We start from the raw sequence: 19,359 nt of genomic DNA on the forward strand, positions 1-19,359 counted from the left end.
GGTCCTGGAGGACCTGTCGCGCGCGACGCCTACAGCTCGTTGAGGATGATGAGTCCGCGGGACGCGTCGACCAGGTACACGTAGCCGTCCCCGGGGATGCGCACGCCGTAGTTGCCCTCGAAGACGGAGTGCTCGCGCCCCGGGTCGTCCTCCCGGAAGGTGTTGTAGTGCGCGACCTGCCTGGGCTGCGTGGGGTTGGAGACGTCGAGCACGCGCAGGCCCTCGTGGTACCAGGCGACGTAGAGCAGGTTCCCGCGGAGCAGCAGGTTGTGCATGGACGTGGCGGCGCGCATGCGGAACGTGCCGATGAGTGGGATGTGGGCTGCCGGGTTCGTCACGTCGAGCACGCGCACGTGGGAGCCCGGGAACTCTCCGCCCTCGAAGGCGATGGTCTTCCCCGCGAAGGTGCCCACCGCGCTGTGGTGCGCATAGGTGGCGAGCCGAGGCAGGAAGTAGCTGCCCAACTGGCGGACATCGTTCAAGTCGGCGACGTCCATGATCTGGAAGCCATCGCTTCCGTTGCTGACATAGAGCCGGTCCTCGTACACGAAGACATCGTGGGGACCGTCGCCGTAGCCGCCCTCCACGGTCGGCCGGACGATCTGCAGCAGCGTGGGGTCCAAGGCGTTCGTGACGTCGTAGACGTAGGTGCCGGTGCCGGGGGCGTTGGCGTAGAGCCGGTCGCCGTCGACGAGCACGGTGTGGACGGTGGTGGGGCCCTCGGCGCGGCGCACGAACGAGGGGTTGGCCGGGTCGCTGATGTCGAGGATGACGAGCCCCGAGGAGTTGCTGGCGACATAGAGCGTGTCGTCCTTCGCCCAGACGCCGTTCCACGAGGTGTCACCCGGGAAGCTGAGCGTCTTGACGAGCTTGGGCGCCGTGCGGTCCCTCACGTCGAAGACGGAGAGGCCGCCCAAGAGGGGCGGGCGGTCCAGCGAGACGACATAGGCGTGCTCCTTGGCGATGTAGAGGTCCGCGGGGCGGATCATCGTGGTGGCGGCTTCGCCCACGCGAACGAGGCCGCCGGAGGACTCGCCCTCACCGGGGGCCCACGTCATCCGGGTGGCCTCGAAGGTGCCGAGCGTCTTCGAGTAACCGGTCACGGGGTTTTCGACGCAGGACACGTAGCAGCCGGTGATGACGCCGGGTGAGGGGACGTGGCAGCCGGCGAACGCGGCGGTGGTGACGAGGTTGCCGGTGGTGAGCGCGAGCGTGCGACGGCCTGAGAAGAAGAAGGACCCGTTCCCGGTGTCCCGCGTGAGCAGGGGCCCGGAGCTCAGCGCATCCTTGGAGCCGTCGGCGCTGAGGCGGAAGCTGATCGACCCACCGGAGGCGAACGTGCTGGTGGGTCTGTCCGGGCGCACGCGCCGCTCCGCGCGGAGGACGACCTGGTAGATGCCCTGGTTCTCCACGGTGGAGAGCTGGGCGGAGGAGCAGCTCGACAGGTCGAAGCTCGTGGGGCGCTGGCAGAGCTGCGGGTCCAGGTTGTCGGCGTCGATGAACTGGCACGCGTCATATCGGCCGGTGTCCACCCAGTACCCCAGGTCCTCCAGCTCCGTGTAGGTGCCGTCCCATGGCGGCCCCGCATCGGGAGTGCCCGAGTCCCCGGGTGGGTGCGACTCACCGCAGGCAGACAGGAGGAAGGGGAGCAGGACGCACAGAGAGCGCCGTGCTCCGCGCGAGGGAGTCGACATGGGGGCCTCGGAGATGGCGCCGCCCGCGCAGGTGCGGGCGGTCATCCTGGATACGCCACGGGGGCCCCATGTTCCCCGGCGCTCCGCCGATGCTTGCCGGATGATGCAGAACGCGAGGACGCGGGGGCTTGCCCTTGCAAACCTCCCCGTCGTCGGTCCTCCGCGTCAGGCGCCCTTGGCCAGCTCCGCGTCGATGGCCTGCACCAGGCGCGGGTCCTCCGCGGTGACGTCCGGAGCGAAGCGCGCGGCGACACGACCATCACGGCCGATGACGAACTTCTCGAAGTTCCACTGGACCTCCGGGATGGGGTTCGCCTCGATGCCGTAGCCCTTGAGGCGCGCGCGCATCGGGCCCTCACCGGTGGCGTCCGGGAACGCGCGGGTCAGCTCCTGGTAGAGCGGGTGCTTGTCCTCGCCGACGACGGAGATCTTGGAGAACAGCGGGAACTTCACCGCGTAGTTGAGGTCGCAGAACTGCTTGATCTCCTCCTCGGAGCCCGGCTCCTGGCCCATGAAGTTGTTCGCGGGGAAGCCCAGCACCTCGAGCCCCTTCGCGCGCTTCTCCTCGTAGAGCTTCTCCAGGCCCGCGTACTGCGGCGTCAGGCCGCACTTGGAGGCCACGTTCACCACCAACAGGACCTTGCCCTTGAACTGGCCCAGCGTGCTGGGAGCGCCATCGATGGACTTCAAGGGGATGTCGAAGAGGTTGCTCATGTTCGGCTCGCTTCAGGAGGAAAGTGGGGAGGGGTTCCCGGGTGGGTCGACCCGCGAGGTATACAGGACGAAATCGCCGGTCTCGGCAAGCAACATCCCGGGAGTCGGACGTGGGTTTCAGACGCCCGGTCCACCAGTGGACGCGGCCTTCGGGCTCACCCCTGGCGAGGCTCGTGCCGTCGAAGTGGAGCCGTGACACGGTGACTTTCCACCGTGGGATGACCGGGCGGGCATGGGCCGCGAATTGAATCGCGTCCTGGCGGCAACGAGGGTTGCGCCTCCATGCGCACGGCGGCAACTTCCCCCTCCGCACCATCCCCCCTCAGGAGAGAGACGCATGCGTTTCCTGTCGATGCCCCTCATCGTCGCCGCCCTCCTCGTTGGTTGCAGTGACGATCCAGATCCCACGCCGACACCTGACTCGGGCACGCCACAGCAGGACTCGGGCACCCCACAGCCGGACGCGGGGAATCCGCCGGAAGACGCGGGCACGCAGGAGCCTGACGCGGGCAATCCGCCGGAAGACGCGGGCACGCAGGAGCCTGACGCGGGCAATCCGCCGGAAGACGGGGGCACGCAGGAGCCGGACGCGGGGCCCCTGCCCAGCGGTCCTCCCGTTCCGCAGGGGCCGCCCAACGTGCCCGAGTTCCCTCCGGCCTTCCCCGGCCAGACGCGCGCTCCGGCGGTCCAGTCGCAGACGCAGTTCCAGGTCACCGAGGTGGCCTCCGGCATCCGGAATCCCTGGGGCCTCGCCTTCCTGCCCGACCAGCGCATGCTGGTGACGGAGAAGCCCACGGGGCGGCTCTTCATCGTCACCCAGCAGGGCGAGAAGTCGGCCGCCGTCACGGGCCTGCCCGCGGTGGATGGCCGGAACCAGGGAGGCCTGCTCGACGTGGAGGTCGGTCCCGACTACGCGGAGAGCCGGCTCATCTACTGGACCTATTCCGAGCCGCGGCAGGGCGGCAACGGGCTGGCGGTGGCGCGCGCGAAGCTGGTGGACGGCGCGCAGCCGGCGGTGGAGAACGTCCAGGTCATCTTCCGCATGATGCCCACGCTCGAGTCGACGCTGCACTCGGGCGGACGGCTGGTGTTCACGCCCGACGGAAAGCTGTTCGTCACGCTCGGCGAGCGCTCCATCCTCGACGGCCGCAAGCAGGCGCGGGACGTGAAGAGCCACTTCGGCAAGGTGGTCCGCATCAACCCGGATGGCTCCGTGCCGCAGGACAACCCCTACGTGAACACGCCGGAGGCGAAGCCGGAGATCTGGTCGGTGGGTCACCGCAACATCCTGTCGGCGGCGCTCGATGGGCAGAACCGCCTGTGGATCGTGGAGATGGGACCGCAGGGGGGCGACGAGCTGAACCGGCCCGAGGCGGGCAAGGACTACGGCTGGCCCACCATCGGGTACGGCGAGGAGTACTCGGGCGCGCCCATCCACGACAGCCCCGTGGGTGAAGGCATGGAGCAGCCGGTGTACTACTGGGACCCGGTGATTGCCCCCTCGGGGATGACCATCTACTCGGGGACGCTGTTCCCGGAGTGGCGCGACAACATCTTCGTGGGAGGGCTGGCGGCCCAGGCGCTGGTGCGGCTGATGGTTCGCAATGACCGCGTCATCGGCGAGGAGCACCTGCTCAAGAACCGCAACGAGCGCATCCGCGAGGTGGTGCAGGGCCCCGAGGGCGCGCTCTACCTGCTCACCGATGCGACCAACGGCAAGGTGCTCAAGCTCACGCCGCGCTGAGGTCTCCACCGTCCACGGTGGCAACCGCGCGTCCCGGGGAATCACACCTCGGGGCGCGCGGTCGTTTTGATGGAGGGTGAACGTGTCGAGCGTCTCGCAGGGCCGTGCGTCATGGACGTGACGCAGGTGGCGCCCTCGATGCTCACGAGCCCGCAGAGGCGCGCCGAGCCGTTCATCGGCGCACAGGCGCGCGTTCAGGAGGCGTCGCCGCGCGGAGCACTCGCTTGTCGGGGGTGGCCCCCGAAGTCAGTGTGCCGCGCGATTCCCGTGAGGCGTCGACGGGCGAGGAGAAGTCCTCCGCGTGCTCGGCGTTCCACGGTGCACCTCCACCCGTCACATCGAGGACTCGCCATGCGTTCGAGGTTGGGTCATGTCGTCCGCTGCATCCGCGCCGGGTCGAGCGCGGTGCTGTTGCTCCTGTCCAGCCTCGCGTCGGCGCAGCCTCCCGTGAGCGAGCCTCCTCCCCGCGCGGTCCTCTTCCAGGGCGTGCGCGTGTTCGACGGCAAGTCGAAGGGGCTGTCCGGGCCCGTCAACGTCCTGGTTCAGGGCAACAAGATCGCGCGCATCTCGAGCAGCCCCATCGCGCGCACGGGCGAGGTGCGAGTCATCGAGGGCAAGGGGCGCACGCTCATGCCGGGACTCATCGACGCGCACTACCACATGATGATGGCCTCGGTGCCGCTGACCGTGGCGCTGGCGGGGCCGGAGGGGTACCTCACGTTGGTGGCCGCGCGTGAGGCGAAGGCGACGCTGCTGCGAGGCGTCACCAGCGTGCGCGACATGGCCGGGCCGGTCTTCAGCATCAAGCGGGGCATCGATGAGGGGCTCATCGAGGGCCCGCGCATCTGGCCCTCGGGCGCGATGATCTCGCAGACCAGCGGCCATGGGGACTATCGTCGGGCGGAGGCGCTCCCGCGGACGGCGATGTCCTCGCTGACGTTCGCGGAGCGCGTGGGTGGGGCGGCCATCGCGGACGGGCAGGACGAGGTCCTGCTCCGGGTCCGTGAGCAGCTGATGCTGGGGGCCTCGCAGATCAAGCTGGCGGCGGGAGGCGGTGTGTCCTCGGACCACGATCCGCTGGATGTGTCGCAATACACGGAAGCCGAGCTCCGGTCCGCCGTGGAGGCCGCGGAGAACTGGGGGACGTACGTGGCCGTGCATGCGTACACGCCGCGCGCCATCCAGACGGCCATCCGGGCGGGGGTGAAGGTCATCGACCACGGGCAGTTGATGGATGACGCCACCGCGAAGCTCATGGCGGAGAAGGGGGTCTGGCTGAGCCTGCAGCCGTTCCTCGACGACGAGGACGCGACGCCCTTTCCGGAGGGCTCGGACAATCGGGAGAAGCAGCTGGAGATGACGCAAGGCACGGACAAGGCCTATGCGTTGGCGAAGAAGTACAAGCTGAAGACGGCGTGGGGGACGGACTCGTTGTTCGACCCGAAGGTGGCGGCGAGGCAGGGCGCGCAGTTGGTGAAGATGACGCGGTGGTACACGCCGGCGGAGGCCCTGCGGATGGCCACGGGCACCAACGCGGAGCTGCTGGCGCTGTCGGGCAAGCGCAGCCCCTACAAGGGTCGACTCGGCGTCGTGGAGGAGGGGGCGCTCGCGGACCTGTTGCTGGTGGACGGCGACCCGGTGGCCAACTTCGAGTTGATCGCCAACCCCGAGAAGAACTTCCTGGTCATCATGAAGGACGGGAAGATCTACAAGGACCTGCTCGGCCCGTGAGCTGTATAGAGGGCGACCATGACGACGTCCGATGCACCACGCTCGCCGCGAGTGAGCATCCGTCCCGCGACGCTGGCGGATGCCGCGACGCTGACGGAGCTCGGGGAGAGGACCTTCAGGGACACCTTCGCCGCCGAGAACACGCCGGAGAACGTGGAGGCGTTCCTGGCCTCGCACTACAGCCGTGCGATCCAGGAGGAGGAGCTGCGGGAGCCTCGCAACCTGTACCTGCTCGCGGAGGTCGACGGAGTCCCCGCGGGCTTCGCGCTCCTTTGCGACGGCGCCCGTGAGCCGAGTGTGCGGGCCGAGCGCCCGGTGAACCTGTCGCGCCTCTATGTCGACCGCGCCTTCCTCGGTGCGAAGGTGGGCGCCGCGCTCATGCGCCGCTGCCTGGATGATGCGAGGAGGCGGGGGCACGACGTGTTGTGGCTCGGTGTGTGGGAACGCAATACGCGCGCGCGGGCCTTCTACGCGCGCTGGGGTTTCATCGAAGTGGGGGAGATGCGCTTCGTGCTCGGGACAGACCCGCAGCGCGACCTGGTGCTCGCCCTCGCGCTTTGAGCCGCGTCCGCAGGACCTCTCGCACGACTCGCCTCAGCGAGCGATGCAGGCGGTCGACCTCGTGCAGGTGGCTGAGGATCTCGCGGCGCGTCAAGCGAGGGGCCGACGACGGCGTTTGCTGCCGGTCCCTGCCGAACGGCCGCGGGTCATCCATACCTCTGGAGTGGTATTCCGGCCCCTCCCGCCACCGACTACTTTCAGCAAATCAAGGAAGCGCGGGAAGCGCTCCGACTGGCGCCTGTGTATTGGCGCCTGACCGTGAATGGCAGTCGATGTCCACCCATGGTGGCGCGAGAGACTCGGTATCGTGTCGCGGGGGGCCCGGCGTTGTCATGTCGGTCGCGACGGGACAGGATGAATGAGGTGTCCATGCCTGCCCATGCGGCGTTGGCCATGGGTTCACCGAGGGGGGCACATGCTGGATCCAGAATCTCTTCGTGTCGCGCATGAGCGGACCACGAGAGTCTTTCGGTATCTCCAGGCGCTGAACCGTCATCGCAACCCCGCTCCGCGCCAGCTTCGGGATCAACCGTGGAGCCTGAGCCTCGCGACGCTGCCCGCGCATCCCTCCATCCTGTTCGTGCGCGATGCGAGCGCCGCGAGTGAGGGGGCTGAAGGGACGGAGGGCTCCGACGCGGACCTCATGCTCCGGGTGCGCCGCCCGCGGCTGGTGCCTCCCCCAGCTCCGCCTCCTCCTCTCGCGGAGTGGCTGACCACGCCCTGGGATGACCCACTCGTGGAGCCCGGGACGGCGGCGTCTCGCGACGAAGTGGATGACCAGGGCGCCACGCGCAGGGTGTCGTTCGACGAGCGTCCCGAGCGCGTCGAGGCCCTTGCGAGCTGGATGCCCCGTCACGCGGCCTGGGCGAGTGAGGAGCGGCAGGCGCGCGCGGCGCTGAGGATCTTCGAGCAGCTCTATGAGCTTCATGGCCGACTCGAACGAGAGGGAGAGCGGCTCGAGTTGCTGGTCGCCGATGGCATCCTGAGCTGGCGCCAGACGACGGGCGGATTGTTCCATCCCGTGCTGCTCCAGCGCGTCCAGTTGCGGTTCAACTCCCGGGTCCCCGAGTTCACGGTCTCCGACAGCGGGCGTGGCGTCGACCTCTACTCGGAGCTGTTCAGCCACCTGGAGGAACTCGACGGGAGGATTCTGGCGAGGTGTCGCGAGGAGCTCCAGGCCGGCGGGGTGAAGCCCCTGGGCGGTGAGCAGACCTCGAGCTTCTTGCGACGTCTGCTCATCCAACTGTCCGCGCGCGGGGAGCTACTCGAGCATGGCCGGCCGAGCGAAGACGCCGACCCGCCGCGCATGGGGCGAGAGCCCGTGCTGTTGCTCCGCAGCCGCAGCCTCGGTTTCGCCAGAGCCCTCGAGGGTATCCTGGAATCCCTCGAGAAGCGCCCGGACCTGCCGTCCGCGCTGGCCCGGGTGGTGGGCTGTGACGTGCCGAGCCCGCGCGAGGAGGCGGGCTCCAAGGGAACCCGAGGCCACGCTGGCGAGGTCGTGGATGTCCTGCTGAGCAAACAAGCCAACGCGGAGCAGGAGGAGATTGCCAGCCGGCTTGCTCGGAACGGCTGTGTCCTCGTCCAGGGGCCTCCGGGGACAGGGAAGACCCACACCATCGCGAACCTGATTGGTCATCTGCTCGCCGAGGGCAAGAGCGTCCTGGTGACCAGCCATACCACCAAGGCGCTGCGGGTGCTTCGAGGCCAGGTGGTGCCGGAGCTCCAGCCGCTGTGTGTGAGCGTCCTCGACAACGACCTCGACAGCCGAGCCCAGCTCGAAGGCGCTGTCTCCGCGATGGCGGAGCGATTGTCCGTGAGCAATGGCACGCGGCTGGACAGGGAGGCGTCCTCCATCGCGGAGCATCGCGAGCGGCTGAAGGATGAGCTTCAGCAGGCCCGACAGGAGCTGCTCCAGGCACTCTCCGACGAGTATCGAGACGTGGTGGTGGCGGGGCAGAGCTGGTCTCCCTCGGAGGCGGCCCGACGGGTCGCGGCCGAGCCGACGCAGCACCTCTGGCTGCCGGGGCCGGTGATGCTCGGTGCCGCGCTTCCCCTATCGGAGGACGAGGTCCGGGAGCTGTATCGCGGCAACGCCGTTCTGACGCCTCAACACGAGACAGAGCTGGCGTGTCCACTCCCGAGGCTCGACGAGGTCATGTCCCCTGGGGAGCTTGGGGGACTGCTGGAGAAGCGGAAGTCGCTCCGGGTGGAGGCGGAGGGCGCTCTTCCCAATCTCTGGCAGGGGCCTGCCCGGGCGGAGGACACCGTGGACCTGACGGAGCTGGCCAGACGCTGCCTTCGCGCCTTCGACCCATTCGAGGACGGTCTGCCCTGGAAGCTCGCGGCGGTGTCAGCGGGTCTGGCGGGGGACCGGGAGGCGGCTCCCTGGCGGTCCCTCATCGACGCCATCTCCGACGTGCGTGCCATGGAGCTGGCGACCCGGGAGTCCTTGTTCCAGCATGCCCCTGTTCCAGCACAGGATCTGTCCATGGACGAGCAGCTCTCCGTGCTCGCGGAGCTCCAGCGGCACCTCGAGGCGGGAGGGACGCTGGGGGCGTTCACGCTGCTCACGCGCTCCTCGTGGAAGCGAGTGATTCGGGGCTGCCGGGTCGAGGCGGGAGCGCCTCGGGAGCTGGCCCACTTCGCGGCGCTCTCCGCGTGCCTCTCGCTCCGCAAGCAGCGGCAGGTGCTGGCGCGGCGCTGGGATGGTCAGATGGCCGCGTTGGGCGCGCCGCTTTCGTCCGAGCTGGGAGAAGCGCTGGAGGAGCGGCTGCTCGAGTTTCGCGATGAACTCGGCCGGTGCCTGGACTGGGCGGAGTCCGTCTGGCGTCCGTTGGACAAGGCGCTGAGCACGAGCGGGATGCGCTGGAAGGAGCGGTTGGACGCGGAGCCCATCAATCCAGCGCCCCATGGGATGTTCCAGCGGCGGCGCGACGCATTGGTACGAGGCATCGCGCCTGCCCTGCGTGCGCGGGCACGTGAAATCGAACTGGAACGGGTCCGCGAGAAGCTGCGACAGGCTCGGGCCCGGCTCGAGGCGTGGGGAGGAATCTCCGCGGGTTCCGTCATCGTCCGGAGCCTCGCGAAGGCGCTGGAAGCGCGGGATGGCGAACTCTACGCCCGCGCGTTCGTGGGGCTCACGGAGATCCTGGAGAAGCGGCGGGCACTCACGCGACGACAGGAGCTGCTCACGAGGCTGAAGGCGGCCGCCCCGGGTTGGGCCTCCGCCATTCGCGAGCGTCGGGGCGTCCACGCGCGGGAGCGGCCCCCGGGAGCCCCCCAGGCCGCGTGGTGCTGGCGGCAGCTTCACGACGAGCTCGAGCGCCGCGGCGGCGTGCAACTGGCCAGCCTCCAGTCGCGCATCGAGGTGCTGTCGGAGGAGCTGCGCAAGTGCACCGCGAAGCTCATCGAGCGTCGTGCCTGGGCCTCCCAGGCCCATCGGACGACGTTGGGGCAACAGCAGGCGCTGGTGGGCTGGTTGGACATCCAGCGGCGCATCGGGAAGGGGACGGGAGTCCGGGCGCCTCGCTTGCGTGCGCAGGCGGCGCAGTTGATGAGCGAGTGTCAGCGAGCCGTGCCGGTGTGGATCATGCCGCTCACGCAGGTGGTGGAGAACTTCACGGCGGCGACCCGGTTCGATGTCGTCATCATCGACGAGGCGAGCCAGTGCGATGCGATGGGGCTCATCTCCCTGTACCTGGCGGACCGCGCGGTGGTCGTGGGAGACCACGAGCAGGTGAGCCCCTCTGCGGTGGGGCAGAACGTGGGCATGGTCGAGCAGCTCATCGCCGAGCACCTCGCCGGAATCCCCAACGCCGTGCTCTATGACGGAAAGATGTCGGTCTACGACCTCGCCCGGCAATCCTTCAGCGGCATGGTGTGCCTGCTGGAGCACTTCCGCTGCGTCCCGGACATCATCGAGTTCAGCAATCAGCTGTCCTACGAGGGGCGCATCAAGCCGCTTCGGGAGGCGGCGAGCGCCAAGGGACTTGCTCCCCTGAACATCCATCGGGTCGAGGGGCATGCCCAGGCGAAGGTCAACGAGCGGGAGGCCATCGCGGTGGCCTCCCTCATCGCCGCCGCCGTGGAGCACCCCGCCTATGCGGGGCGCACCTTCGGCGTCATCTCGCTCGTCGGAGAGGAACAGGCGTTGAAGGTGGATTCGTTGCTTCAGGCGCACCTGTCTCCGGCCGAGTACGAGCGACGGCGCGTATTGTGCGGAAGCGCCGCCCAGTTCCAGGGCGACGAGCGGGACGTGATGTTCCTGTCCATGGTGGACAGCCCCGATGGGGACGGCCCCCTGAGTCGACGGGAGACGCAGGACTTCAAGCAGCGCTTCAACGTCGCGGTGAGCCGGGCCCGGGACCAGCTCTGGGTCGTGCACTCGCTCAATCCCTCCATCGACCTGCAGCCCGGGGATTTGAGGCGCAGGCTGTTGGAGCATTGCGCGCAGCCGCAGGGCGTCGAGCGGGCGCTCCTGCGTGCCGAGCCCAAGACGGAGTCTCCCTTCGAGAAGGAGGTGCTCGCGCTCCTGGTCCGCGCGGGCTATCGGGTGACGCCGCAGTGGCGCGTGGGACACTACCGCATCGACCTGGTGGTCGAGGGGGGAGGGCGCCGGCTGGCGGTGGAGTGTGATGGAGATCGCTACCATCCCCTCGAGAAGCTCCCGGATGACATGGCACGTCAGGCGCTGCTCGAGCGGCTCGGGTGGCGGTTCGTGAGGATTCGAGGCAGCGCGTTCTTCCGGGACCCCGAGGCCGCGATGCGACCGGTCTTCGCGAGGCTGAAGGAACTGGAGATTCCTCCAGAGGGAGCTCCACCGGAGGAGGCCGCTCCGGTCGAGGACGCCCTGCGCGCGGAGCTCGTGCGCCGCGCCGAGGCCATTGCACGGGAGTGGGAGGCCTCACCCGAGCGCTTCCGGGCTCCGAAAGAGGCGCGCGCCTCCCGTGTCGGACGCCCGCCTCGCGGTGGTGCGCCGATCAAGAAGAGGAGCGAGACCACTCCAGGAGAAGAGGTGCCCGACCAGATTCCGACGCTCCTGCCGCTCGAGGTACCACTCCCCGCGGCGCAAGTCGTCACTCCCCGGCGGCCCAGGGTGGGGAGCTTGAGGGCGGTGCCGCGAGAACAGGACAAGCCCCTCGCCGAGAAGGATCCGCTCCCCGCCGCTTTACGGCGCCTGCTGACGCCTCAAGACTTCCTGTGCCAGTCGTGTCGGGGAGAGCGACGGCTCTGGATCGGAGAGCGGGGGCCCTTCCTCAAGTGCGCGGCCCAGAAGTGCTTGAAGACGGAGAGCGTGAGGTTCGAAGTCCTGGTGCTCGCGCTGGAGCTGCGGGCACGATGCTCGTGTGGTGCGTTCCTCCACGTCGCCCGAGGAGTGGGAGGCGCACCACGACTGGAATGCACCGGGGCGGGGTGCTCCAAGCGCTGGCCATGGCGGCAGTTCCGCGATCAACTTCGGGGCCGCAAGATGGATGAGCCCGCGCCAGTGCTACTTCCGCTTCGGCCCCTTCAAGTACTTGCTCAGCCGGACCTTGCCGAGCCCACGACCACCGAACAGATACCAGGTGATGGCCGCGCCAAAGAGCGCCGCGGCCAGGGCGATGCCTAGGGCCCCGAGCACCGGGATGTTCCCGTACATCCACGGCTTGGGCGCGAAGGAGATGAACGCCCCGACGATGAGGCCGCAGGCGCACAACCCCATGAACATGATGACCGACGCGCTGCGCAGGTTCTCGTTCAGCTTCTCGAACTGGTCCGCCCGCACCGTCACCGTGAACTTGCCCGACTCCATGTCCAACAAGATCTGCGACAGCTGCGTGGGCAGGTCCGCCGCCATCGACTGGATGCGCAGCAGCGTGCGCATCAGCCCGCCCTGCAGCTGCATCGGGTCATACCGCCCCGCGAGCAGCTCCTTCGCGTACGGCAGCACCACCTCGACGATGTTCATCTCCGGGTACAGGCTGCGCAGCATGCCCTCCGTGGACACCGACGCGCGGCTGAGCAGCGCGTACTCCTTCGGGATCCGGATGCGGTACTTCACCGCCAGATCCAGCAAGTCCCTCAGCAGCGAGCGCGTGTCCACCTGACCCAGCGTCGTGGGCAGGTGCTGCCCCAGGATGCTCTCGATGTCGTTGCGGAAGCCCACCAGGTTCGCCCGCGCGTCCGGCACGCCCACCCGGTAGAGGATGCGCGCCACCGAGTCGCTGTCCTTCAGCGCCACCGCCAGGCACAGCATCACCAGCGTCTCCTGCATCGGCCGCGTCAGCCGTCCCACCACGCCGAAGTCCAGCAGCGCCAGCCTGTTGCCCTCCAGCAGCAACACGTTCCCCGGATGCGGGTCGCCGTGGAAGAGCCCGTCGTCGAAGAGCTGCCGGAAGCTCGCCTCCAGGATGTGGTTGGCGATGGTCTTCCGGTCCTCGTCCGACAGCTCCGCCTGGCTGATCTTCACCCCCCGGATGAACTCCAGCGTCAGCACCGTCCGGCTCGACAGCGCCGCGTAGACGCGCGGAATCTTCATGTACGCGCGCTCCCGGTGGTTCTCCAGGAACGCGCGGACGTTGGCGGCCTCGTTGATGAAGTCGAGCTCCTCGTGGATGGCCCGGTCGAACTCGTCGACGATGCCCGTGGGCGTGTAGATGCCCGTCTCCTCCACCACGGCCTCCAAGAGGCGCGCCAGGTTGCGCAGCACCACCAGGTCCGAGTCGATGCTCGCGGCGATGCCCGGCCGCTGCACCTTCACCACCACCTCGTCGCCCTCCAGCGTCACCGCCCGGTGCACCTGGGCGATCGACGCCGCCGCCAGCGGCGCCTCGTCGATGTGCTTGAACAGCTCGCGCGCATCCTTGCCCAGCGACTCGCGAATCTGCGCGTGCACCTGCTCGAGTGGAATCGGCTCCACGTTGTCCTGCAGCAGCGCCAGCTCGTCCACGAACTCCGCGGGCAGCAGGTCCGCTCGCGTGGAGAGCACCTGGCCCAGCTTCACGAAGGTGGGGCCCAGGTCGTTGAGCAGCATCCGGAAGCGCCGGGCCGTGGAGGCTCGCTGGGCCTCCGGCGAGACCTCGACCTTCTCCTGCCGCCCGAGGATGCGCCACAGCCCCGCGCGCTCCAGCACCTCGCCGAAGCCATGCCGGGCCGCGATGACCGTAATCTGCCGCACACGGTTCAGGTCCTGGAGGTTCACGGAAACGCTTTCTCCTCGCGACGACGTTAGACCGCGACCGCCGGCTTCGCCACGAAGCGCAGGAGGACATACCCCACCAGCGCCGACAGCAGCGAGCCCACCACGATGCCCAGCTTCGCTTCGTTCAGCACCGCGGGCTGGTCCCCGAAGGCCAGCCCCGCCACGAACAGCGCCACCGTGAAGCCGATGCCCGCCACCACCGCCACCCCGTGCAGCTGCGCGAGGCTCCCGCCGCCCGGCATCGACGACACGCCCAGCCGCACCGCCCCCCACGTGAAGGCGAGGATGCCCACCTGCTTGCCCACGAAGAGGCCGACGATGATGCCCAGCGGCACGGGCGACAGCAGGTCTCCCCAGCCCATGCCCGCCAGCGGGATGCCCGAGTTCGCCAGCGCGAACAGGGGGACGATTCCGTACGCCACCCAGCCCTTCCACAGGTGCTCGAAGCGGTTGAGCGGCGGCTCGAGCTCCTCCAGGCGCTCCTCGATGTAGAGCAGCTGCGCGCCCCGCATGGACTCGTCCTCGGCGCGCCCGGTGCAGTCCCGGATGTAGACGGACAGGTCGTCGAGCACCTCGCGCCCGGGCCTCGTGGGCCGCGAGGGGATGCACAGCCCTATCACCACGCCCGCCAGCGTCGCGTGGATGCCGCCGTGGTGCATCGTGAGCCAGAGCGCCGCGCCGGCCAGCAGCCAGGGGATGCCATTGCGGACATAGAAGCGGTTGAGCGCGACCAGCACCGCCACCACCGCGCCCGCGGCCAGGAGCCAGCCCCCGTGCACGCCGGTGCCGTAGAACAGCGCGATGACCAGGATGCCGCCGATGTCATCGAAGATGGCGAGCGCCGTGAGGAACACCACCAGCCCGTGGCTCACGCGTGAGCCGACGAGCGACAGACAGCCGATGGAGAACGCGATGTCGGTGGCCATGGGGATGGCCCAGCCCGCCTGCGCGGCAGAGCCCGCGTTGATGACGGCGTAGAGCAGGCCCGGCACCACCATGCCGCCCAGGGCCGCGATGAGCGGGAGCACGGCGCGGGCCGGCGTGCGCAGCTCCCCGGCGCTCAGCTCGCGCTTGACCTCCATGCCGACGAGGAAGAAGAACAGCGTCATCAGCCCGTCGTTGATGAGCTGGCGGACGGTGAAGGTCGCGTGGGTGCTCGCCGCCCCGAAGGACAGCCGGGCGTCGAAGAGGCCCGCATAGGACGCGGCCCACGGCGAGTTGGCCCAGGCCATGGCGAGCACGGCGCACACGGCCAGCAGGATGCCGCTGCTGGTCTGGAGCTGGAAGAAGGCCCGGAGCGGAGCGATCGCCACCCGGAAGAGCGCGGGTACGGGCGTCGGGCTGCGTGTCCTGGGGGCGGTCGAGGGGGGAGGCGACTCCATGGCGGCGCGGAAGATGCACTCGCCCATGGACGGCTGCATCCGTTTTCGCGACGGCGCGAGCGGAAATGTCGGTGGTGGATGATAGGGAAACCGGGCGGGTAGGGTCAGCGGTTCGTTGATCCAGGGGTGGGGGCATGAGAGAAGGGCGGGGATGGCCGTGACGCAGCAGATGAAGGCAGCCAAGGCAGCAGCGGTGGAGCTTCCCGTGGACCCGACGCAGGACGTCGCGCCGGACGGGGACAAGGCGAGCGAAGGCTCGGGCGCGAGGGAGATCGCGTCCCTGACGCCAATGATGCGCCAGTACCTCGAGGTGAAGGCGCTGCACCCGGACACGGTGCTCTTCTTCCGGCTCGGGGACTTCTACGAGATGTTCTTCGAGGACGCGGTGAAGGCCTCGGAGATCCTCCAGATCACGCTCACCGCCAGGGCCAAGGGCGCCGACAAGGTGCCCATGTGCGGCATCCCGTACCACTCGTCGCGCCGGTACATCGCGCGCCTCATCGGCGAGGGCCTGAAGGTCGCCATCTGCGAGCAGGTGGAGGAGGCCGGCAGCGGGCCGGGCATCGTCCGGCGCGAGGTGACGCGGGTCATCACCCCCGGCATGGTGCTGGACGAGGAGGTGCTCGAGCCTCGCGACAGCAACTTCCTGGCCGCCGTGTACTGGAACGAGAAGGGCTTTGGTGGGGCGCTGCTGGAGGCGTCCACCGGCGAGTTCCTCGCGATGGAGGCGGGCTCGGCGGCGGAGCTGGCGGAGTCGCTGTCTCGCGTGGAGCCTCGGGAGTTGCTGGTGCCCGCGGGGCAGCGCAACTCGGCGGAGGTGGGGCAGCTGTGCTCGCGGCTGCCTCGCGTGCCGGCGGTGGCGGAGGGGGAGGTCGCGGCCTTCGAGCCGGCCCGGGCGGCGGGCTATCTGCGCTCGCACTTCGCGGTGCAGTCGCTGTCGGCGTTCGGGTTGGATGACGCGCCGCTGGCCACGGGGGCTGCGGGCGCGGCGCTGCGGTATCTGAAGGACACGCAGAAGACGCCCGCGGCGCACGTGGACCGGCTGAGCCGGCAGGAGCGCTCGGGCAGCCTGCTGATGGACGAGTCCTCTCGCGCGAACCTGGAGGTGCTGCGCTCGCAGCGGGACGGTGGGCGCAAGGGTTCGCTGTTGGGGGTGCTGGACCGGACGGTGACGAGCCTGGGGGCGCGGAAGCTGGCGCGCTGGCTGGCCTCTCCGCTGGGGTCGCTCCCGGAGATCCACGCGCGGCTGGACGCGGTGGAGGAGCTGTCCGCGAAGAGCGTGTGGCGTGAGGAGCTGACGGGCATCCTCAAGGAGGTGGCGGACCTGGAGCGGCTGACGGGCCGGCTGTCCCTGGGCGCGGGCAACGCGCGGGACCTGCGGGCGCTCGGGGTTTCGTTGGCGCAGCTGCCGCGGTTGGGCGCGGCGCTGGCGCGGTGTCAGGCGCCGTTGCTCCAGTCGCTCGCGGGGCCGCTGACGGCGTTGCCGGAGCTGGCGAATCTGTTGGCGCGCTCGGTGGTGGACGAGCCTCCCGTGGCGCTGAAGGAGGGTGGCTTCATCCGGCAGGGGTACCACGCGGAGCTGGACCGCCTGGTGGAGCTGTCGACGTCCGGCAAGGACGTGCTGCTGAAGATCGAGGCGCGCGAGAAGGAGCGCACGGGCATCGGCTCGCTGAAGATCCGCTACAACAAGGTCTTCGGGTACTACCTGGAGGTGACGAAGTCGAACCTGCACCTGGTGCCGGCGGACTACATCCGCAAGCAGACCACGGTGGGGGCTGAGAGGTTCGTCACGCCGGAGCTGAAGGAGCACGAGGAGCAGGTGCTGACGGCGGAGGAGCGCCGGTGCGCGCTGGAGCTGCAGCTCTTCGAGGAGCTGCGGGCGAAGGTGGCGCAGGCGGCCCCGCGCATCCGCTCCGCGGCGGAGGCGGTGGCCACGGCGGACGCGCTGCTGTCCTTCGCGCGGTGCGCGTCGGAGTACGGCTACACGCGGCCGGAGGTGGACGCGTCGGAGGTGCTGAGCATCACGGCGGGACGGCACCCGGTGGTGGAGCGGATGCTGGGGGCGGGGGAGTCCTTCGTTCCCAACGACGTTCGGATGGACCCGGAGGACGCGCAGCTGCTGGTCATCACCGGCCCGAACATGGCGGGCAAGAGCACGGTGATGCGGCAGGTGGCGCTGACGGCGCTGATGGCGCAGGCGGGCTCGTTCGTTCCGGCGAAGGCCGCGCGGATCGGCCTGTGTGACCGCATCTTCACGCGCGTGGGCGCGGCGGACAACCTGGCGCGCGGTCAGTCCACGTTCATGGTGGAGATGACGGAGACCAGTCACATCCTCCACCATGCGACGAACAAGAGCCTCATCATCCTGGATGAGATTGGCCGTGGGACGTCGACGTTCGATGGTCTGTCCATCGCGTGGGCGGTGGCGGAACACCTGCACGACCACGTGAGCGCGCGCACGCTGTTCGCCACGCACTACCACGAGCTGGTGGACCTGGCCCGTGAGCGGTCCAAGGTGAAGAACCTGTGCATCGCCGTGAAGGAGCAGGGCGGCAAGGTCATCTTCCTGCGGAAGCTGATTCCGGGAGGGGCGAGTCGCTCCTACGGCATCGAGGTGGCGAAGCTGGCGGGCCTGCCGACGGAGGTGGTGGGTCGGGCGCGCGAGCTGCTCCAGAACCTGGAGTCCGGGGAGCTGGACGACGCGGGACGGCCTCGGGTCGCGGTGCGGCAGAACCCGAAGAAGGCGGCCGTGGCGGCGGGACAGCTGGGGTTGTTCGGTGAGCCCGTGGCCCCGGCTCCCGCGCTGCCTGCGTCGCATCAGAAGGCGCTGGAGGTGCTCAAGTCAGCGGCCATCAACAACCTGACGCCGCTGGACGCGCTCAACCTGCTGGCGAAGCTCCAGCGCGAGCTGGAGTAGCAGCGGGCCGGGCGAGGTTCGCGGACCTGCGCCCGGCGCCGCGGCGATGGTGGCTACTTCTTCTTGGCGACGCTCAGGGGGACGGAGACCTGGGTGTTCTCCCAGGCGAAGTTGAGCGCGGGGGCCTTCACATCGATGGTGATGGTGAGGGCCTCGTAGGTGTCGGCGGACTTCTTGGTAGGAACGTCCACGCGCAGCACGTCCTTCGTCTTGTCGTACTTGTACGCGCCCCACTGGCCCACGTCCTTGCTGACGATGAGGGTCCACTTGTCGGCCTGGGGAATGGTGAAGAGCGAGTAGGTGCCGGCGGCGAGCTTCTTGCCGGCGAGCTCGATGTCACCGGTGGTGGTCAGCTCCGTGGCCTGGTTCGCGCCCAGGCGCCACACCTCGCCATAGGGGACGAGCTTGCCGAAGATCTGCCGCTTCTCGCCCGTCTTGGGGTCCTGGATGCGGGGCGAGTGGTACGTCACCTTCACGTAGGTGTTGTCGTCCAGCATCTTCGCCGTCATCGCGAGGGGGCTGGCAGGTGCCTTCTCGGGAGGAATCGACTTCTGGGCCACGGCGGGCGTGGCCGCGAGGAGGAACAGCGCGGCGAGGGCGGGGATGCTCAGGTGCCACGAGTAGCGATGGTTTGTCATGGGGGCGCCCATCATACAGGACGCGTGGAAGCACAGCCTGGTTCGCCGAAGACAGGTGCTCATGTCACCTCCCCAGCACAGCGCTCCCAGCGGCGCTCAGGCGCAATGGACAACCGTCCCAACGGCTCCGACGCAAGGCCCGCTTGGCGGAGTTCATCCTTCCAGGAGGGCTTTGAACGCCGCCGCCAACAGTCACGAAAGCAGGATATGCTTGAATTGGAGCTTTGGTGGTTGGGCGCTGTGTGCTCGCAACAGGAGATTGACAGTGGCTACTCAGAAGATCGGACGCTGCTTGGCGGTGCTGTTGGGGCTGTGCGCGGGGATGGCGGCCTGCGGCGGGAGTGACCTTGAGAGCGACCGCGTCCAGACTGAAGCGGATCACGGTCGTCAAGACAGCCAGCTCTTGCAGGCGCCCCAGGCCTACAGGAACAGCGACGTGTACAACCTGGCCAACGAGGGTGGCCGTTATGTGGAGTTGGTCGTCACCACCTCCCCAGCCCAGCCGTTCGCCGCGGTCCATGCGTGGCGGACGCACCAGCAGGGGGCGAATCCAGGGGCGTACGGCAACAACGGAGACCTGGTGGGATACACCAACCAGCATGGCGTCTTCGAACAGTCCGGATACTTGCCGTTCGACTTCAGCCTCTGTGGCGTGTATGCCGATGAGACCTTCGCGGTCGGCTCGGTGACAGGCCCTCGGTCTTCGCCGATCTCCTTCCGGATCTATGTCTCGCCGACTTCGGGCCCTCACGCGCCCGGCTGCCACCGCTGAGGTTGAGGCTCGCGGGGGAGGGCGCG

General features: G+C 68.9%; 11 protein-coding genes. 6 read left to right on the forward strand and 5 right to left on the reverse strand.

Annotated features, from left to right (window positions below):
* Positions 1–29 precede the first annotated feature (29 nt).
* Complete coding sequence (locus tag AC6JA9_RS21275; protein WP_497957750.1) at positions 30–1,739, reverse strand: LVIVD repeat-containing protein; 1,710 nt, start codon at positions 1,737–1,739, stop codon at positions 30–32.
* Between the two features lie 120 nt (positions 1,740–1,859).
* Positions 1,860–2,408, reverse strand: a complete 549-nt coding sequence (locus tag AC6JA9_RS21280) for a glutathione peroxidase (protein ID WP_223748668.1) — start codon at positions 2,406–2,408, stop codon at positions 1,860–1,862.
* 337 nt (positions 2,409–2,745) lie between these two features.
* Between AC6JA9_RS21280 and AC6JA9_RS21285 the strand changes: the two genes are divergently transcribed.
* The 4 genes from AC6JA9_RS21285 to AC6JA9_RS21300 all read left to right on the forward strand — a co-directional run bounded on the left by AC6JA9_RS21285 (position 2,746) and on the right by AC6JA9_RS21300 (position 12,052).
* Positions 2,746–4,152 (forward strand): PQQ-dependent sugar dehydrogenase, encoded by a 1,407-nt coding sequence (locus AC6JA9_RS21285; RefSeq protein ID WP_408890446.1) that lies wholly within the window; start codon positions 2,746–2,748, stop codon positions 4,150–4,152.
* Positions 4,153–4,503: 351 nt separating this feature from the next.
* The gene (locus tag AC6JA9_RS21290; protein WP_223748666.1) at positions 4,504–5,883 is read left to right on the forward strand and encodes a metal-dependent hydrolase family protein; all 1,380 of its coding nucleotides are present in this window, start codon (positions 4,504–4,506) and stop codon (positions 5,881–5,883) included.
* 18 nt (positions 5,884–5,901) lie between these two features.
* Positions 5,902–6,444 carry a GNAT family N-acetyltransferase gene (locus AC6JA9_RS21295; RefSeq protein ID WP_223783257.1) on the forward strand — a complete coding sequence of 181 codons (543 nt, stop codon included), beginning with the start codon at positions 5,902–5,904 and terminating at the stop codon, positions 6,442–6,444.
* A 415-nt stretch (positions 6,445–6,859) separates the two neighbouring features.
* On the forward strand, positions 6,860–12,052 hold the full coding sequence (locus AC6JA9_RS21300; protein WP_497957751.1) for a PDDEXK-like endonuclease domain-containing protein: 5,193 nt from the start codon (positions 6,860–6,862) through the stop codon (positions 12,050–12,052).
* Here the strand turns inward: AC6JA9_RS21300 and AC6JA9_RS21305 are convergent.
* Together AC6JA9_RS21305 and nhaA are read right to left on the reverse strand one after the other, a co-directional pair.
* Positions 11,933–13,624 (reverse strand): ABC1 kinase family protein, encoded by a 1,692-nt coding sequence (locus AC6JA9_RS21305; protein WP_141324077.1) that lies wholly within the window; start codon positions 13,622–13,624, stop codon positions 11,933–11,935. The genes AC6JA9_RS21300 and AC6JA9_RS21305 overlap by 120 nt on opposite strands.
* 26 nt (positions 13,625–13,650) lie before the next feature.
* Positions 13,651–15,006 carry a Na+/H+ antiporter NhaA gene (gene nhaA / locus AC6JA9_RS21310; RefSeq protein ID WP_497960727.1) on the reverse strand — a complete coding sequence of 452 codons (1,356 nt, stop codon included), beginning with the start codon at positions 15,004–15,006 and terminating at the stop codon, positions 13,651–13,653.
* A gap of 151 nt (positions 15,007–15,157) precedes the next feature.
* Here nhaA and mutS point away from each other — a divergent pair, with 151 nt between their 5' ends.
* Positions 15,158–17,923, forward strand: coding sequence for a DNA mismatch repair protein MutS (gene mutS, locus AC6JA9_RS21315; RefSeq protein ID WP_497957752.1), 2,766 nt, complete (start codon positions 15,158–15,160; stop codon positions 17,921–17,923).
* 53 nt (positions 17,924–17,976) lie between these two features.
* On the opposite strand, the gene AC6JA9_RS21320 is transcribed toward mutS, so the two are convergent.
* Complete coding sequence (locus AC6JA9_RS21320) at positions 17,977–18,561, reverse strand: DUF2911 domain-containing protein (protein WP_408890441.1); 585 nt, start codon at positions 18,559–18,561, stop codon at positions 17,977–17,979.
* A 265-nt stretch (positions 18,562–18,826) separates the two neighbouring features.
* Here AC6JA9_RS21320 and AC6JA9_RS21325 point away from each other — a divergent pair, with 265 nt between their 5' ends.
* Positions 18,827–19,333, forward strand: a complete 507-nt coding sequence (locus AC6JA9_RS21325; RefSeq protein ID WP_408890440.1) for a hypothetical protein — start codon at positions 18,827–18,829, stop codon at positions 19,331–19,333.
* Positions 19,334–19,359: the final 26 nt, after the last annotated feature.

It is taken from the genome of Myxococcus sp. MH1 (assembly GCF_059738865.1).

Excerpts from the sequence above, each read along its gene's own strand:
- AC6JA9_RS21300 (WP_497957751.1), top strand. The coding sequence starts at position 6,860 with ATGCTGGATCCAGAATCTCTTCGTGTCGCGCATGAGCGGACCACGAGA.
- AC6JA9_RS21295 (WP_223783257.1), top strand. The coding sequence starts at position 5,902 with ATGACGACGTCCGATGCACCACGCTCGCCGCGAGTGAGCATCCGTCCC.
- AC6JA9_RS21285 (WP_408890446.1), top strand. The coding sequence starts at position 2,746 with ATGCGTTTCCTGTCGATGCCCCTCATCGTCGCCGCCCTCCTCGTTGGT.
- AC6JA9_RS21275 (WP_497957750.1), bottom strand. The coding sequence starts at position 1,739 with ATGACCGCCCGCACCTGCGCGGGCGGCGCCATCTCCGAGGCCCCCATG.
- mutS (WP_497957752.1), top strand. The coding sequence starts at position 15,158 with ATGGCCGTGACGCAGCAGATGAAGGCAGCCAAGGCAGCAGCGGTGGAG.
- AC6JA9_RS21290 (WP_223748666.1), top strand. The coding sequence starts at position 4,504 with ATGCGTTCGAGGTTGGGTCATGTCGTCCGCTGCATCCGCGCCGGGTCG.
- AC6JA9_RS21280 (WP_223748668.1), bottom strand. The coding sequence starts at position 2,408 with ATGAGCAACCTCTTCGACATCCCCTTGAAGTCCATCGATGGCGCTCCC.
- AC6JA9_RS21320 (WP_408890441.1), bottom strand. The coding sequence starts at position 18,561 with ATGACAAACCATCGCTACTCGTGGCACCTGAGCATCCCCGCCCTCGCC.
- nhaA (WP_497960727.1), bottom strand. The coding sequence starts at position 15,006 with ATGGAGTCGCCTCCCCCCTCGACCGCCCCCAGGACACGCAGCCCGACG.